At 72.9% G+C, this 16,935-nt stretch carries 8 protein-coding genes; 1 reads left to right on the top strand and 7 read right to left on the bottom strand.

The annotated features are described in order from the left end of the window. Positions 1-98 precede the first annotated feature (98 nt). Positions 99-2,339: a glycoside hydrolase family 3 N-terminal domain-containing protein gene (locus L6E10_RS38230; protein ID WP_236225039.1), complete on the top strand. Its 2,241-nt coding sequence runs from the start codon at positions 99-101 to the stop codon at positions 2,337-2,339. Here L6E10_RS38230 and L6E10_RS38225 read toward each other — a convergent pair. Genes L6E10_RS38225 through L6E10_RS38195 form a run of 7 tightly spaced genes read right to left on the bottom strand, consistent with a single transcriptional unit; the run spans position 2,317 to position 16,934 of the window. Then, on the bottom strand, positions 2,317-3,090 hold the full coding sequence (locus tag L6E10_RS38225) for a hypothetical protein (protein ID WP_236225038.1): 774 nt from the start codon (positions 3,088-3,090) through the stop codon (positions 2,317-2,319). The genes L6E10_RS38230 and L6E10_RS38225 overlap by 23 nt on opposite strands. Next, the gene (locus L6E10_RS41105; protein ID WP_236225037.1) at positions 3,087-4,829 is read right to left on the bottom strand and encodes a methyltransferase domain-containing protein; all 1,743 of its coding nucleotides are present in this window, start codon (positions 4,827-4,829) and stop codon (positions 3,087-3,089) included. The genes L6E10_RS38225 and L6E10_RS41105 overlap by 4 nt, the downstream gene beginning before the upstream one ends. After that, positions 4,826-5,953 carry a glycosyltransferase gene (locus L6E10_RS38215; RefSeq protein ID WP_236225036.1) on the bottom strand — a complete coding sequence of 376 codons (1,128 nt, stop codon included), beginning with the start codon at positions 5,951-5,953 and terminating at the stop codon, positions 4,826-4,828. Before L6E10_RS38215 ends, L6E10_RS41105 begins: the two co-directional genes overlap by 4 nt. Beyond that, positions 5,950-6,717: an alpha/beta fold hydrolase gene (locus L6E10_RS38210; protein ID WP_236225035.1), complete on the bottom strand. Its 768-nt coding sequence runs from the start codon at positions 6,715-6,717 to the stop codon at positions 5,950-5,952. Before L6E10_RS38210 ends, L6E10_RS38215 begins: the two co-directional genes overlap by 4 nt. Beyond that, positions 6,710-6,970, bottom strand: a complete 261-nt coding sequence (locus L6E10_RS38205; protein WP_036014077.1) for an acyl carrier protein — start codon at positions 6,968-6,970, stop codon at positions 6,710-6,712. Before L6E10_RS38205 ends, L6E10_RS38210 begins: the two co-directional genes overlap by 8 nt. Then, positions 6,970-10,635: a beta-ketoacyl synthase N-terminal-like domain-containing protein gene (locus L6E10_RS38200; RefSeq protein WP_236225034.1), complete on the bottom strand. Its 3,666-nt coding sequence runs from the start codon at positions 10,633-10,635 to the stop codon at positions 6,970-6,972. Before L6E10_RS38200 ends, L6E10_RS38205 begins: the two co-directional genes overlap by 1 nt. Continuing rightward, entirely contained in the window at positions 10,623-16,934 is a 6,312-nt protein-coding gene (locus L6E10_RS38195; protein ID WP_308102970.1) for an SDR family oxidoreductase, read from the bottom strand. Before L6E10_RS38195 ends, L6E10_RS38200 begins: the two co-directional genes overlap by 13 nt. Position 16,935 lies beyond the last annotated feature (1 nt).

The following is a 16,935-nucleotide window of genomic DNA, read 5'->3' as shown; positions in this document are numbered from 1 at the left end:
GAAATCAAAAAACGGTTTCGCCCGGAACCGGTTTCAGGTATCAACTGTGAGAGCGCTCCCATAGACGCTGCCGCCGCACGAGCCCTCTCGGAGACCACATGGATCGCGACGACGTGCCCTACCTCGACGCCACGCTGCCGACCGCGGAGCGGGTCGCGGACCTGCTCGGCCGCATGACACTGGCCGAGAAGGTCGGCCAGATGATGCAGCTGGACTCGAGGGAGGACCTGGACGACCACGTGCTGCGCAAGCACGTCGGCTCGATCCTGCACACCTCGCCCGAGCGGGTGTTGCGCGCCCAGGACCTCACCACCCGGACGCGGCTGCGCATCCCGCTGCTGATCGCCGAGGACTGCATCCACGGCCACTCGTTCTACGAGGGCGCCACGATCTTCCCGACGCAGCTCGGCATGGCGGCGAGCTGGGACCCCGCGCTCGTCGAGCAGGTCGCCCGCGTCACCGCCGTCGAGGCCGCCGCTACCGGCGTGCACTGGACGTTCTCGCCGGTGCTGTGCATCGCCCGCGACCTGCGCTGGGGCCGCGTGGACGAGACGTTCGGCGAGGACCCGGTGCTGATCGGCGAGCTCGCGGCGGCCATGGTCCGCGGCTACCAGGGCGACGGCCTCGCCGACGAGACGGCGATCCTCGCGACCGCCAAGCACTTCGCCGGGTACTCCGAGACCCAGGGCGGCCGGGACGCGAGCGAGGCGGACCTCTCGCGGCGCAAGCTGCGGTCGTGGTTCCTGCCGCCGTTCGAGCGGGTCGCCCGCGAGGGTTGCGCCACGTTCATGCTCGGCTACCAGTCCACCGACGGCGTGCCGATCACCGTCAACTCGTGGCTGCTCGACGAGGTGCTGCGCGGTGAGTGGGGGTACCAGGGCACCCTGATCACCGACTGGGACAACGTCGGCCGCATGGTCTGGGAGCAGAAGCTGCAGCCCGACTACATGCACGCCGCCGCGGCCGCCGTGAAGGCCGGCAACGACATGATCATGACGACGCCGCGGTTCTTCGAGGGCGCGCTGCAGGCCGTCGAGGAGGGTCTGCTGGCCGAGTCCGACCTCGACCGCGCCGTCACCCGCATCCTGACGCTGAAGTTCGACCTCGGCCTGTTCGAGAACCCGCGCAGGCCCGACGCCGAACGCCAGCGCACGATGATCAACCACGACGACCACGTGGCGCTGAACCTGCAGGTCGCACGGCGTTCGCTGGTGCTGCTGCGCAACGACGGTGTGCTGCCGTTCGCGAAGTCGAAGGGCAAGATCGCGGTCGTCGGCCCCCTCGCCGACGACGCGCAGACCCAGCTCGGCGACTGGGCGGGCTCGTCCGGCCAGGCCGACTGGCTGCCGAACGGCCACCCGCGCGAGATGATCACGACCGTCCTGGACGGCCTGCGCGAGCTGTCGGCGCAGGAGGTCACGTACGCACGCGGCGCCGACATCCTCACGCTGGAGCCGGACCCCGAGGGCGACACGTTCCCGGACGGGCAGCCGCGCCCGAAGGTCGTGCGGCCCTGCGCGCCCGACGCCGCGCTGATCGCGGAGGCCGTCGCGGCCGCGCGGGACGCGGACTACGTCGTGGCCGTCGTCGGCGACCAGATCGAGCTGGTCGGCGAGGGCCGCTCCACCGCCACGCTGGACCTGATCGGTGGCCAGATCGCGCTGCTCGACGCGCTCGCCGAGACCGGCACGCCGCTCGTCGTGGTGCTGCTCGCGTCGAAGCCGCTGGTGCTGCCCGCGTCGGCGCGCAACGCCGCCGCGCTGCTGTGGGTCGCGAACCCCGGCATGCAGGGCGGCCGCGCGATCGCCGAGGTGCTGCACGGCCTGGTCGAGCCCAGCGGCCGCCTGCCGATCTCGTTCGCCGCGCACGCCGGTCAGCAGCCGACGTACTACAACCAGATCCGCGGCCAGCACGGCACGCGCTACGCCGACCTGACGCAGGAGCCGGCGTTCGCGTTCGGCGAGGGCCTGTCGTACACGACGGTCGAGTACGGCGACCTGCTGGTGGAGACGGCGGTGCTGCGCCCGGACGAGACCGTCAAGGCGTGCATCGAGCTCACGAACACCGGGTCCCGGCCGTCGCGGGAGACCGTGCAGGTCTACGTCAGCGACGCCGTCACATCGGTGAGCTGGGCGGACAAGGAGCTCAAGACGTTCGAGCAGGTCGACGTCGAGCCCGGTCAGACCGTGAAGGTGGACCTGGAGCTCCCCGTCGCCGCGTGCACGATCGTCGACGCGGCGGGCAACCGGGTGGTCGAGCCCGGCGAGTTCGTCCTGCTGGTGGGCCCGAACTCCAAGGACCTGCGCCGCGCCGAGTTCACCGTGAAGCCGCTGTGTTGAAGGGACCGGGAACGATCGTGAGGTAGCGGGGAGGGACCTCCACCGCCTTCGTGATCGCCTTCTTGACCGCCGGGACCAGGTCCGCGTCGACGAGTGCGACAGCGGGCCTGCCCGGCGGGTCGATCAGCGTGCTCGCGCCCCGCGCGCCGGCCCGGAGAGCGGCCCGCACCACGGCGTCCTGCTCCGGGTCCGGGTCCTGGGCCCGGTGGTACGCCGTCAGAGCGGCGCCCAGGTCGCCCAGGTCGGCGGTGAACGGCCGCTCCCGCTGATGTTCCCCGCGCCTGATCCTCGTGTCGACGACGAGCAGCCGCTGCCCCGGCAGGTCGAGCGCTGCCGCGCGAGGTTCCTCGAACGGTGCGCCCGCGAGGTCGCGCAGTGCCAGCCCCACCGCGGTCCTCAGTGCCTCGGCGGCGGACAGTCCACTGCCCTGCGGCAGGTCCACGCTGCACATCAGCGTGGCGCCGCCGGTGGCCTCCACCCCCGCCGCCCACGCCGGGACGTCGCCGGACGGCAGTAGAGCGCGCTCGACCGGCCGGTTCACCGACACGAGCTCGAGCAGGCCGTCGTCCCGCCCGTCCCCCGCCACGATCGCACCCCACTTGGCGGCCACCTTGACCGCGCCGCCGAGCAGGTTCAGCACGCCCGGCGCGTACCAGACGCCCCGGGCGGGCCTGCCGAACGTGCGCCGGAACGCGTGCGGCACCAGCCTGAGCTCCGGCGCCAGCTCGGGCCTGTCCGCGAGGTCCGTCATGCCCGCGGGGTCTTCCGCGCGAGCAGCCGGTAGGCGTTGCCGGTGCCGGTGCGGTGGGCCAGGAACCGGTTCACCGTCTGGTCCAGCAGCATCGCGGCGAAGAACGCCGGGATGCCGAACGTCCACACCAGGAAGCTGCGGGTCCGGCGCAGCCGCACCTTCTCCGGACGCCACGGCGCCGGCGTGCGCGGTGCCTTGTCGCCGAGCCACAGCAGCAGTGCGAGCGTGAAGTCGTTGCAGAGGTGGGCTTCCTCGCGCTCGGTGGCCACAGTGGTCAGTCCTCGTTCGGCGAGGGTCTTCTCGAGGTTGCCGATCGGCATCATGTGCTGGTGCTGCGGCTGGAACCACGGCATCCAGTACTGCCCGAAGAGCCTGCCCAGCCGCCATTCCGGGTCCGGCAGCTCGATCAGCAGGTAGCCGCCGTCGGGCAGCACGTCCGCCGCGATGTCGAGCTCCTCCCACGGATCGCGCACGTGCTCCAGGTAGTGGTGCATGCTGATCACGTCGTAGCGGCCCCGGAGCTCGCCCGCGAAGTCCTTGAAGCTGCCGCGGTAGGCGTTCTCGATCCGGCCGAGGCGGGCCGCGTCCTCGATGGCCGCGCCCTGGTCGAGCCCGTCGAACCTCGTGCCGGGCAGCACCTCTTTGGCCCCCAGGCAGAAGTGCGCGTGCCCGGAGCCGACGTCGAGCCACCGCCGGGGTCGCACGAACGGTTCCACCATGCGCGCCCGGCCGTAGTACGGCTCGGTCTTGCCGGAGAACACCGCCTCCGCCGACGTCTCGCCGAGGCCGTCGTAGAAGTCGCGGTAGTAGAAGCCCAGGCCCTCCTCGGTCAGCCGCGGGTTCTGCCAGACGTGTCCACATCGGACGCAGCGGTCCATGGTGAACGTGCCGGGCTTGCGCTGCACCAGGTCGTGCGCGGTCACCCAGCGGCGCAGCTCGGTGCCGCCGCACGAGGGGCAGTTCTCGCGCGGCGGCTCGTGGAAGTTCCGGTCGCGGTTCTGCTCGTACCAGGGCGCGGCCTGCTCCAGGTGCGCGGCCTGCCGCTTTTCCGCCGTGGACTTCCTGCCGCCCGCCGTCTTGAACCACAGGTGGGGCGTGCGCAGGACTCGCGGCACCCACAGGTCGCGTGGCCGCAGCGGCGTGCCGGCGAACACCAGCAGCGGGTGCGCCGAGTAGGCGGCCAGCGCGACGAGGCCCCACCGCCAGTCGGTGACCAGGGCGCCGAGCACGGCCGCGTAGCCGATGACCGAGCCCGCGATCCACAGCGACGGCCGCTTGCCGATCTGCCGCAACGTCGCCGCGCGGTAGCCGAGGTCGTACGGCCCGGCCTCCAGCCCCGGCGCGACCGCGATGTCGACCTCCGCGTGCACGTGGTCCTTGACCCGCCGCACGTACGCGACGAACTCCGTCGGGTCGTCGGGGTCCACGTCCTCCCGGTACTTCTCGCGCACCAGCACGGCCTGCGACGCGCTGATCCCGCGCGCCCACCGGTCCTCGCGGTACCGGCCGGGGTCGACGGCGCCGAGCAGGTCGAGCGCCGCGACCACCGGCAGGTCGCGGGGCACGAGGTCGACCAGGTCGTCGTCGGTCGCCCACGAGCCCTCCGGGTGCACCCCGGTGGCGGTGAGCAGGATGTGCTCGCCCGCTCCCCGGGACAGCACCCGCAGCTTGGACGCGCGGGCTCGCAGGCGCACCACGTCCAGCAGGACGACCAGCACCACCACCACGCTGAGGATCACCCGGCCACCACCTTCTCGAGTCGGTCGGCCGCGGCCGCCGCGCCGCCCGCCGCCAGGAACGATTCGCGCACCGACCCGGCGGCGGCCGCGTACTCCGGCTCGTCCAGCACGGACCGCAGTGCGCTGCGGATGTCCGCCGCCCGTGCCCGCGAGTAGGTCAGCCGGACGCCCGCTCCGGCCGCGACGACCTGAGCGGCGACGGTCGGCTGGTCGTCGCGGATCGGGGCCACGACGAGCGGGAGCCCGTGGGCGAGCGCTTCGCAGACCGTGTTGTGGCCGCCGTGGGTGACGACCGCGTCGAGGTGCGGCAGGAGAGCGAGCTGCGGGACGGACGGGACCACGAGGACGTTCTCCGGGGCGGGCCTCGGAGGCGCGACCACCACGGCCTGCACGTCCAGTCCCGCGACGGCGTCCAGCGCCTGGCCCACGAAGCGCTCGCCGGCGGGCCCGTTCAGCGTTCCCAGCGAGATCAGGACCCGCCGCCCACCGGCCAGCCGTTCCCACGGGAAGCCCACCCGTTCGACCCGGTGCGCCAGGGCGGGACCGACGAACGCCACCTCGTCGCCGAACTCCCCCGCCACCAACGCCTTCGAGCTGTAGACCAGCACCAGCTCCTCGGAGAACCGGACGTCCCCGCCCGCGAAGCCGTGCAGCAGGTCCCGCACCCAGGCGTCGACCTTCGGCATCGTCCTGAGCGGGTTGACCAGCTCGGCGGACGTGCTCGCCGACGTCGCCCACGGCAGCCCGGCGCCCCTCGCCACCACCGGCCCGGCCAGCGCCTGCTGGTCGGCCACGACGACGTCCGGCTGGAACGCGCGCACCGCCGTCTTCACGCCGGGCACCATCGAGTGCCCCAGCGGGATCAGGAACTCCTCCCAGAAGAACTTGAGCACCGCCATCCCGCGCAACGCGAGCCAGCGCTCCCGTTGCGCGCGGAGGCCGGCTTCCAGGACGTCGTCGATGGCCGGGAAGGTCCTCGCCCCGTCCGGGAGCAACGGCGCGAGCGTGCCGGGGTGTCCGACCCACGCGACCTCGTGCCCGCGGGCGAGCAGCTCACCGCCCACCGAGGCGGTCGGGTTGACGTGGCCGGTCAGCGGCGGCACCACGAAGAGGAACCGGCTCATGACGGCAGCCAGCCCAGCAGCACGTCGAGCAGCTCGGCGGTGGCCTCGCGCAGCACCGTGTGCCCCAGGCCGGGCACGACGTGCAGCCGGGCCGACGGGATCCGCTCGCACAGCTCCGCGGCGGCACCGACCAGCTCGGACTCGGCGCCGTAGACGCCGAGCACCGGGCACCGCACCCGCGTGAGGTCGAGCTTCGTGCCGCAGCCGAGGTCGTCGATCAGCGTGGTGCCGTTGAGCAGGGCGTCGGCGTTCACGGCGAGCTTCGCGATCTTGCGCTGCCCCAGCGCCATCAGCTGGTCCTGCGTGCGGTCGAACTCCAGGCCCAGCGCCGCGACGGTCAGCGTGTTCGTGATGTCCTCGAACCACGCGTCGCCGACCACTCCCCCGACCGCCGACTCGACGAGCACGACGCCGCCGACGCGTTCGGGCGCCCGGACGGCCGCGTGCATCGCGACGACGCCGCCGTAGCTGTTGCCCAGCAGGAAGACCGGCTCGGTCACGCCGATCCCGTCGAGCACCGCGACGAGGTCCAGCGCGCTCTCCTCCGGCGTGTACCCGGACGGCGGCCGCTCGGACAGGCCGTGCCCGCGCAGGTCGAACAGCACGGTGCCGAACCCGGCCCGGGCCAGCGGAGCGGCGAGCGTGTAGTAGAAGCTCGACAGGTTGTCCATCACCAGGCCGTGGACGAACACCACGGTCGGCGCGTCCTGGGGCCCGAGCCGTTGCACGTGGAAGCGCAGCCCTCGGGCGTGGACGTCAGACACGGGCCGTGATGTGGTCGACGAGGCGGCCGACGGACATCGCCATGATCTCGTCGATGTCCATGTCCGCCAGGAACGCCACGAGGTCGACGCCGTAGTGGGCGTTGAGCTTGTCCGCCAGCGCCACGAACTCGATCGACTCCAGGCCCAGGTCGTCGCTGAACGTGGTGTCGCGGGTGATCTCCACGCCCAGCAGGAAGTCCGGCCCGACCACCTCGGTGATCAGCTTGGCGACCTGCTGCAGCACCTCGTCCATCATGTCTCCGTTCGCACTCGGGCGGCGGCTCGCCCTGGTTCGGATGTCACGTCGGTGTGCGGGACGGCGAAGGCCCCGCGGACCCGCGTGTCCGCGCCGACGGTCAGCTCCGCCGGGTAGACCGGCCCGGCCCCGCGGTCCCAGAGCCAGGCGCGCACGGCGTCTTTCAGCGCGATGACGCGCAGCAGCCAGTCGCGCTGGGCCGGCACGTCCAGTCCGCCGTAGTGCAGCCGTTCGGCGGAGTTCAGGTAGCGGCGCATGATCAGGTCGCGCGTCGCGCTGTCGGACCAGTTCTCGGCGACCCGCAGCCATTCACCGTCCCGAGTGGACAGCATCTCGGTGCCGGGACGGAGCTTGACCTGCCAGATCCGGTCGTCGGTGGTGAACCGGCGGGTGGTCCAGCCGGTGATGCGGCACCACAGCTCCCCGTCCACCCGCAGCTCGGCGTCGGCGGTCATCGCCTGGGCCGTGACCTCGCGGATCCACGCGGTGCAGTGGACGTCGCCGGTCGGCACCGGGCCGCGGAAGACGACCTGCTCGATGCCGGTCGGCAGCACGGTCTGGTCCTCGGTGCGGCAGACCTGCATCCAATGACCGATCAGCTGCCCGGCGCTGTCGAGCAGCGCGCCGGGAGCGGGCAACGGCGTCAGCACCCCCGCGATCCCGTTGTCCGCCAGGCAGTCGATCTCCTTGACGCCCGCGAACGCCGGACCGTGGAACATCCAGTTGTCCCGGTACAGCTCGGCGGCGGTCACCGGGGCCTCGCGGACGCCTTCGAGCCGCTCGCCGACCGGCTGGGGTGTCCGCGGTGCGGTCAGCACGACACCTTCGGCGTAGTCGCCGACCTTCACCAGCACGCGGCCGGGTCCTTCCACCCCGGCCGAGATCTTCACCGTCGTCGCGGGCAGCGCCGTGAGCCAGCGCTTGGCCCTGACCTGCGCGAAGCCGTGCACGGTGCCGCCGGTGAGCCGGCGGGCGGCGTCGGCGAAGACCTCGAGCAGGCCGGTCGCGGGCACGATCGGGAACCCGTCGGCGAGGTCGGGCCAGCCGGGTGCCTGCGGGAACACCGAGTGGTCCACGAGCTCGGGCATGGTCCGCAGCGAGAACTCGCGGGTGAAGCCGGCCTCGTTCGGCCTGAGCGCGCTGACGACCTCGCGGGCGACGGCGGTGGTGTGGGCGAGGAGCTTGTTCACGGCCGCGGACATCGGGCTGTCGTCGGCCACGGGAACGGGTGCGGTGCCGAGCGGGTCGACGTGGATCTTCGGCGTGCCGAGCCGCAGCTTGACCCTGTGCGCGGTACCGCGCTTGAGCCCGAACGCCCACAGCGCTTCCGGCGCGATGTCGGCGTTCACGGCGAGGTGCGGCCTGTCGTGCAGCGTGTCGCCGACGAAGCCCGGCAGGCTGCCCTGTCCGATCTGGACGAACGCCCGGAAGCCACCGCCGTGCAACTCCTCCAGCAGCGGGCGGAAGCGGACCGGCTCGACGAGGTGCCGCAGGACCAGGTCGCGGACCTCCGCGGCGGCCATCGGTTCGAGGGAGTTCGCGGACCACACCGGGATGTCCGGGGTGCGGACCGGCAGGCTGTCGAGCATCTGCCTGGCGCGCCCCAGGTGCGGGGCCAGGGCCGGGGTGTGGAAGCCGGTGCGGAACGGCATCAGCTGCGCGATGACGCCGTGGGCCTTGAGCGTGGCGAGGACCTCTTCGAGCCGGTCGAGCGGCCCGCAGATCACCGACTGGTGCGGGCAGTTGTCGTGGCTGACCGTGACGCCGTCGACGAGGTGCCGCTCGGCGACGTCCGCGGAGCACCCCAGTGCGGCGTAGGCGATGTCGACGACCGCGACCGCGCCGGGCCCGAGCGCGGCGACGAACTCGTCGATCGTCGGGTAGATGCCGCCGACGACCATCGCGGTCCACTCGCCCATGCTGTGCCCGGCGAGCGCGCCGGGGGTGATGCCGAGCGCCATCAGCTCGCGAGCTTCGCGCCTGCCGTCGCGGAGGAGCCCGACGGCGTGGTCGACGACCTCGCCGGTGAACTCGCGCTCGAAGCCGGGGAACAGGAACGCGACCTGGTCGGTGCTCGTCAGCAGCGGCTCGGGCGAGAACCAGATGTCGTGCCTGCCGGGCCACGCCTTGCCCTGTGCCAGGACGCGTTCGGCCAGCTCGAGCTTGCGCTCGTCCGGGTTGCCGACGGCGAGCCGGAACGCCCTGTCGGCGTGGGAGGTGCGCCGGTCCCTGAGCGCTTCGGCCAGTGCCTCCGCGGTGTCGGCGGCGAAGGTCATGACCGGCTTGCGGGGCTTCGCGATCGTGTGGCCGTCCAGGACGGCGTGCGCGTTGATGCCGCCGAACCCGAAGGCGTTGACGACCGCGCGGTGCCGCCCGGTCCACTCGCGGGCCTCCCGGACCGGCGTGAACCTGGTGTCCCGCAACGCGGGGTGCGGGTTCTCGACGTGCAGGGTCGGCGGCAGGGTGTTGTGGTGCAGGGCGAGCGCGGCCTTGATCAGCCCGGCCATGCCGGCGGCGGGCATGGCGTGGCCGATCATCGACTTGACCGTGCCGATGCCGATCTCGTCGCCGTGCCCGCCGAACGCGGTGATCATCGTCCGCAGCTCGGCGGCGTCCCCGGCGGGCGTGGCGGTGCCGTGGGCCTCGATCAGCCCGGGCGGGTTCTCGCGGGGGTCGAGGCCCGCGTCGGCCCAGGCCCGTCGCACCGCGAGGAGCTGACCCTCGGGGTTGGGCGTCATCATGCTCGTCGCGCGGCCGTCGCTCGCGGTGCCGATGCCGCGGATCACCGCGTAGACGCGTTCGTCGCCGACGTCCTCCAGCCGCTTGAGCACGACCATGCCCACGCCCTCGGACAGCAGCGTGCCGTCCGCGCTCTCGTCGAACGGGCGGATGCGCTCGGTCGGGCTGAGCGCGCGGAGCTGGGTGAAGACGCTCCACAGCGTCGGGTGGTGGCAGACGTGGACGGCGCCGGCGAGCATGGCGTCCGCGCGACCCTCCTGGAGTGCGCGGACGGCGTGCTCGACGGCGACCAGCCCGGACGCGCACGCGGCGTCGACCGTGTACGCGGTGCCCTGGAGGTCGAAGCGGTTGGCGATCCTCGACGCCGCGAGGTTCGGCACGAGACCGATCGACGACTCGGGCTGCTCCGGCCCCATGCGGTCGCGGATGGCCCGGCGGACCGCGTCGAGCTCCGCGGCCGCCAGGTTAGGGAAGAGGTCCCCGACCACCGACACGACCTCGTCGGCGAGCCGCACCCGCTGGTCGAGCCGCGCACAGCCGGGCGTGAGGTAGCCGCCGCGCCCGACGACCACGCCGACGCGGTCGCGTGAGGGCAGCGCCGCCTCCCCACCGGCGTCCGCGATGGCCTCCGCGGCCGTGGCGAGGGCGAGCAGCTGGTCCGGCTCCGCTCCGTCCACAGTGGACGGCATGATGCCGAACCGCGTCGGGTCGAACTCCGCGAGGTCGTCGACGAACCCGCCCCTGCGGCAGTAGAACCGGTCACCGCCGGTGCTGCCCCGGTCGTAGTAGGTGGCCGGGTCCCAGCGCCCGGGCGGGATCTGCCCGACGGCGTCGACGCCACCCGCGATGTTGCGCCAGAACGCCGCCGCGTCGGGGGCGCCGGGGAAGACGGCGCCGATCCCGACGATCGCTACGCCTCCCATCGGTAGACCACCTGCACGTCCTCACCGCCGGCGATCTCGTTCAGCAGCGCGTCCACACCCCGCTCGGGCTCGATCAGCGGGATGCCGCGCCGCGCGTACTCCCCGGCCAGCCCGGCGGCCATGCCCGCACCGGCCCAGGGGCCCCAGTCGACGGCGACGACCCGGCGCTGCGCACCCCAGAACCGCGCCATCCGGTCGAGGGCGTCGTTCGCGGCCGAGTAGTCGGCCTGACCGCGGTTGCCGAACACGCCGCTGACGCTGCCGAACAACACGAGGAAACCGTCTTCGAACGTCTTGGCACCGTTGACCTTCGTGGCCCAGACGCGGTCGAACGACTCCTGGGTCTTGTCCTCGATCAGCCTGTCGTCGAGCACCCCGGCGCCGTGGACCACGCCGTCGAGGCGGCCGAACCGGGCCTTGACGTCGTCGACGACCCTGGCCACGGCGGCGGCGTCGGTGACGTCGCACTCGTGGTACCGGACGCTCGACGCGGTCGCCCTGAGGCGTTCGAGGGTGGCGCGGACCTCGCGTTCGGCCAGGACCCTGCGCGCCTTGGCGGGGACGTCGTCCTTCTCCCCCCGCTCGAACAGGGCCTTGACGAGCTCGGCCTCGGTGGTGGCGTGGCTGAGCCGGTGGTCCTCGGGCGCGATCGGGGTCCGGCCGATGAGCTCGACGTGGCACCCGGTGCGTTCGGCGAGTGCCCGCGCCGCGAGGGCGGTGATGCCGCGGGCACCGCCGGTCAGCAGCACCACGCTGTCGGCGTCGAGACCGAGGGGCTTCGCGTCGAGTTCCTGTTCGACCGCCTCGACGACCTGGCGCCTCCCGGCGTGGTACCCGACGACCGCCGGGCCGGGCCCGATCTCGGCGAGCAGCGCGGTGGCGATGTCGCGGTGGCTCTCCTTGGGGTTGACGTCGACCGAGCGCACGACGAGGTCCGGGTACTCGAGCGCGGCGGTGCGGACCAGCCCGTGCAGGCCGATGTCGGCCGGCAGTTCGTCGGGCTGGTGGTCGAAGCCGAACGTGCCACCGCCCGTGGTGACGACGAGGAGGTTCACGCCGTTCGTCACGCAGGCCTTGACCTCGCTGAAAGCCTCCGGCAGCCGCGCGCCGAGCCTCACCACGACGTCGACGTCCCGCAGGTCCGCCGGGAAGGCCGGTTCGACGCGGGGACGGGCGGTGTGGCGTTCGAGGAGGTCGGCGAGCTCGAGCCCGATGCCGTTGTCGTCGATGATCAGGACGGTGGTGCCGGTGAGGTCGGCGGGGGCGGCCGGGTCGGCGGGGACCACCCGGGGCACGAGCCGGACCAGGCGTCCTGAGGGCTGAGGGGGTGCGGCCTGTGCGGTGAGCGCCCGTGGCGAGGTGGCCTCTTCACCGGAGGCCTCGCCGAACCACGCGACGATCCCGTCGATGGTCTTGAGCTGCGCCAGCTCGTCCACCGCGCCGGTCGCCCCCAGCTCGGCCACCAGCTCCCCGACGATCTCGGTCCGCTTGATCGAGTCGATCGACAGGTCCGCTTCCAGGTCCAGCCCCGGCTGCAGCATCTCCACCGGATAGCCCGTGCGCGTGCTGATCGTCCGCAGCACGACCGTCGCCACGTCCTCCCGCGGCGCGGCACCGGCCTGCGGCACAGCACCGGTCGGAGTGACAACGCCGTCAGGCACCGCCTCGATCACCTGCCGCACCGCCGGCACGTTCCCCGGCACGGAAGCGGGCGCGGTGCCGAGGTAGCTCAGCAGCACGTCCCGCTGGGCGCTGACCGCGTCCCGCATCCCGTCCAGGAACTTCTCGACGATCTCGTCACGCCCCACCCCCGACCCGACCCTCACCACGGGCATCTCGGTCGCCGGTCGGAGACCGCCGGGCAGTGCGTCGCCGTTCGCGTCGCGCACGAGTCCTCCATCCACGTACCAGGACGCCCGTCGCGGCACGGTCGTCGCCGGCTCGGCCCTGTCCTCGAACAGCGGTGCGGTGTCCACCTCGACACCGGCGACCGCCAGTGCCGCCAGCGTGCGCAGGAAGGTCACGTGGCCGTCGCAGCGCAGGGCGGTGTGCGGGCGGTCGCCGAGGGTCTTGGCGACCAGCGAGCCGAGCACGCCGCCGGGGCCCGCCTCGACGAAGATCCGCGCGCCCGCGGCGTACATCGACTCGATCTGCTCGACGAAGCGCACGCGCCCGGAGAGCTGGGCGGACAGTCCGTCGAGCACGTCCACGTGCGGCGCGGCGGACACGTTCGACCACACCGGGAACCTCGGGGAGCCCCAGGACACGCGTCGGAGACGGGCGGCGAAGCGGTCGCGGGCGCCGGCCATCAGCGGGCTGTGGAACGCGGCGGCGACCGGGATGTCCTTCACGGCGAACCCGGCGCCCTCCATCACCTCGGCCGCACGACGCACAGCCTCCGTGGCACCGGAGATCACGACCTGCGCGGGCGCGTTGTGGTTGGCCACCACGACGTCCGCGGGCAGTAGGGCCTCGACCTCGTCCAGCGGGGCCGACACCGCCGCCATCGTGCCGGGGTCCTCCCCCGCGGCCGCCAGCATCGCCTCCGCGCGGGCGGCGCTGAGCTCCAGCAGTTCGGAGGCGTCGAACGCGCCCGCGGCCGACAGCGCGACCAGCTCGCCGTAGCTGTGGCCACCGGCCAGGTCCGGGCGCACGCCGACGGCGTCCAGCAGCGCGGTGACCATGAGCCCGGCGATGCCGAGCGCCGGCTGGGCGTTGCGGGTGTCGGTGATCTCGGCGCGCTGGCGGGCGACGTCCTCGGCGGTCAGCGCGGCCGGCGGGTACATGACCCGCTCGTAGCGCGCGTCGAGGAAGTCCTGCAGGCGCGGGAAGGCCGTGACGAGGTCGAGCAGCATGCCCGGTCGCTGGCTGCCCTGGCCGGGGTACAGGAACGCGATCTTCGGCCGCTCCCCCGTGCGCAACGACACCACGTCCGACGCGCGCCAGGCCTCGACGTCGGCCAAGGCGCGGCGGAGCGACGCATGATCGCCGGCCACGAACGCCGCCTGCACCGTGCCCGAGCCGCACGCCGCCGCCAGCGAACGCAACGGGGTGCGGTCGTCGGCCAGAGCCGAGAGGCGGGCGGCTTCCCGTCGTGCCGCGGCGGGATCGGCGCCGCGGATCAGGAACAGCTCGGCGGGCCACGCGGTCAGGCCGTGCCACGGCTCGTCGGCACCGGTGTAGCCGGCCAGGACGGTGTGGAAGTTCGTGCCGCCGAAACCGAACGCGCTGACGCCCGCGACCCGGTTGCCGCTCGCCCACGTGCGGTGGCCGAACGCGAACGGGCTGCTCTCGGCGTCCCAGAAGGCGTTGGGCTGCTTGACGTGCAGCGTTCCCGGGCGGACTCCGGTGTGCACGGCCAGCGCCGCCTTGATCACGCCGGCGAGCCCGGCAGCGCACTTGGTGTGGCCGATCTGCGACTTGACCGAGCCGATCGTGCACGTGCCGGGTTCGACGCCCGCGAACATCTCCGTCAGCGACCTGAGCTCGGTGCGGTCGCCCACCACGGTTCCGGTGCCGTGCGCCTCGACCAGGCCGACCTCGGTGACCGGCACCCCGGCGGAGGCGTAGGCGCGGCGCAGGGCCCGTTGCTGGCCTTCGGGACGGGGTGCGGTGAGGCCCATCGACCGGCCGTCGCTGGACGCGCCGATGCCCTTGACCACGGCGTAGATCCGGTCGCCGTCGCGTTCGGCGTCGGCGAGGCGCTTCAGCACGACCGCGGCCACGCCCTCCCCGAGCGCGATGCCGTCGGCCGCCGAGTCGAACGTGGCGCAGCGGCCCCGGGCGGACAACGCCTTCACGGAGGCGAACATCTGGTAGTCGTGCGCGCTGTTGTGCAGGTCCACCGCGCCGCACAGGACCATGTCGCTGGTGCCGCCGACGAGTTCCTTGCACGCCACGTCGAGCGCGGCGAGGCTGGACGCGCAGGCGGCGTCGACGGTGTAGTTCGCGCCGCCGAGGTCGAGGCGGTTCGCGACGCGGCCCGCGATCACGTTGCCGAGCACGCCGGGGAACGAGTCCTCGGTGAGCGCGGGCAGGTGGTCGTCCAGGCCGCGGATTCCCAGCGCGGGCAACGCGGTGCGCACGGTGTAGGCGTTCGCGAGGTCGGCTCCGGCCTCGGCGCCGAAGATCACCGACGTGCGCTCGCGGTCGAACACGCGGGTGGCGTAGCCGGCGTCCTCGAGCGCCTTGGCCGACACCTCCAGCGCGAGCAGCTGCGCGGGCTCGATGGACGTCAGCGAGGCGGGCGGGATGCCGTAGGCGAGCGGGTCGAACGCCGTGCGCGGCAGGAAACCGCCTTTGGTGAAGGTGCTCCCGTAGCGTTCGGGCGACCAGCGCTCCGGCGGGACCTCGGTGATGGAATCGGTGCCCGCCACGACGTTCGCCCAGAACTCGGCGACGTCGCGGGCGCCGGGCATGATCGCGGCCATGCCGACGATGGCGACGTCCAGCGGCGCCGAGCCGGTCGGCTCCTCGTCCGTCCCGGGGAGCACGCCGGAGACGATGTCCTCGTGCAGCCGGGCGATCGTGGTGCGCTCGGACCGCAGCGTCGCGACCTGGCCGATCATGAACATGCCCTCGCGGCGCTGCTCGTCCTCGCCGGCTTGCCGGAGACCGTCGTCGTCGCGGACGAGGCCGCGGCTCGCGAGGCGCAGCCGCCCGAGGTTGAGCTGTTCGAGCCGCTCCCAGCGCTCCTGCTTCGACAGGCCCGACACCTCGGCCCGCGCGCGTTCGAAAGTGTCCACATAGGACGTCTGCGCGCAGCGGACCGCGTGGCCGGGCGAGGTCTCCAGCAGCGCGGTGTCCTCGCACTCCAGTGCGACCTGCTGGAACACCGGCTGGATCGCGCCGTGCGCGACGGCTTCCTCGGTGAACAGGTAGGCCGTGCCGACCAGGACGCCCACGGCCGCACCCCGTGCCGCGATCGGCGCGGTCATGGCGGAGATCATCGCGGCCGAGCGGGCGTCGTGGATCCCACCGGCGAACAACGCGACGACGTCGGTCTCCCGGCCGCGCAGCACGTCGATCTGCTGCTGCCACAGGGTGAAGCTGGACCGCGGACCGGTGTGCCCGCCGCACTCCGAGCCCTCGAAGACGAACTTGCGCGCGCCCTCGTCGAGGAACCGGCGCAGCAGGGCGGGAGACGGCACGTGCAGGAACGCCTCGATGCCGGCGTCCTCCAGCTCACGGGCCTGCGTGGGCGTGCCACCGGCGACGATCGCGTACTTCGGCCGCACCGCCAGCACGGCCTCCATCTGCCGCGCCCGCAGTTCCGGCGGCGCGAAGCCGAGCAGGCCGACGCCCCACGGCCGGTCGCCGAGCCTCGCGGCGGTGTCCTCCAGCAGCATGCGGACGGCCGAACCCTCCATCAACGCGAGCGCGAGGAACGGCAGCGCACCGCCTTCGGCGACGGCGGCGACGAACGCCGGTTGGTCGCTGACGCGGGTCATCGGGCCCTGCGCGATCGGGTAGCGCAGGCCGGGGACGCGGTCGCAGAACGGTCCGGCGGGCCGGATCGGGCGGTGCTCACCCGCCAGGGTGAGATTCTCGCGAATCCCGCGCACAATCGCGCCCACGACACCACCGACGGTGCCGAACGAGCTACGGTAGAAATCAGCCAAGCACCCTTCTTGGCCGATTTCGAGCGTGTTTTGACGAACATGCACGCGCACCCCGTCGTTCACGACGGTGTCGGCGCCGTCCATCATCCGGATCGCGTTGACAAATTCGCCGGAAATGTGTTTTCGAGCTTCCGCGACGAGCGCGAGCTGTCCTTCCAGCACCACTCCGCGCGCACCGCCGGCGACGGCCGCGGCCGCCGTGTCGGGGCCGATCGACCCGGCCGCCCAGACCGGCAGATCGGTCAGCGCGAGCACCTGCTGGAGCAGCACGAAGACAGGAGAACCACCCACTCGGCCGCCGGACTCGGCACCCTTGGCGATCAGTCCGGTGGCCCCGTACTCGATCGCCGCAACGGCCTCCGCCACCGAGGTGACCACGACCAAGACGCGGCTTTCACCCAGCTCAGCGCGCTCGGGCCGGTGCCGGGCAAGATCAACCACCACCGTGTCGACGGCTTCGGGCAGCGGCACCGCCAGCGGTCCGCGCAGCCTGACGCCGAACGCGCGCGGGTGCCGCGCGCGGACGCGGGCGAGGTCGGCGGCGGCATGGGGCCCGAGGTCGAGCACACCGAGCCCGCCCGCTCGTTCGGCGGCGACCACGAGGGCCGGGTTGGGCGTGCCGAAAGGACTCAGGCACAGCACCCGTTCACGATCCGACAGCATGTTCACTGCGCTCACT

Origin of the sequence: Lentzea sp. CC55, assembly GCF_021056325.1 — a bacterium.
In the GTDB taxonomy this organism is placed as follows: Bacteria; Actinomycetota; Actinomycetes; order Mycobacteriales; family Pseudonocardiaceae; genus Lentzea; species Lentzea jiangxiensis.
This window is presented reverse-complemented; position numbering and strand designations above follow the sequence as displayed.

What these genes read in the sequence shown, in the direction of transcription:
- L6E10_RS38205 (WP_036014077.1), bottom strand. Translation starts at nt 6,970, where the DNA reads ATGGACGAGGTGCTGCAGCAGGTCGCCAAGCTGATCACCGAGGTGGTC.
- L6E10_RS38215 (WP_236225036.1), bottom strand. Translation starts at nt 5,953, where the DNA reads ATGAGCCGGTTCCTCTTCGTGGTGCCGCCGCTGACCGGCCACGTCAAC.
- L6E10_RS38230 (WP_236225039.1), top strand. Translation starts at nt 99, where the DNA reads ATGGATCGCGACGACGTGCCCTACCTCGACGCCACGCTGCCGACCGCG.
- L6E10_RS38225 (WP_236225038.1), bottom strand. Translation starts at nt 3,090, where the DNA reads ATGACGGACCTCGCGGACAGGCCCGAGCTGGCGCCGGAGCTCAGGCTG.
- L6E10_RS38200 (WP_236225034.1), bottom strand. Translation starts at nt 10,635, where the DNA reads ATGGGAGGCGTAGCGATCGTCGGGATCGGCGCCGTCTTCCCCGGCGCC.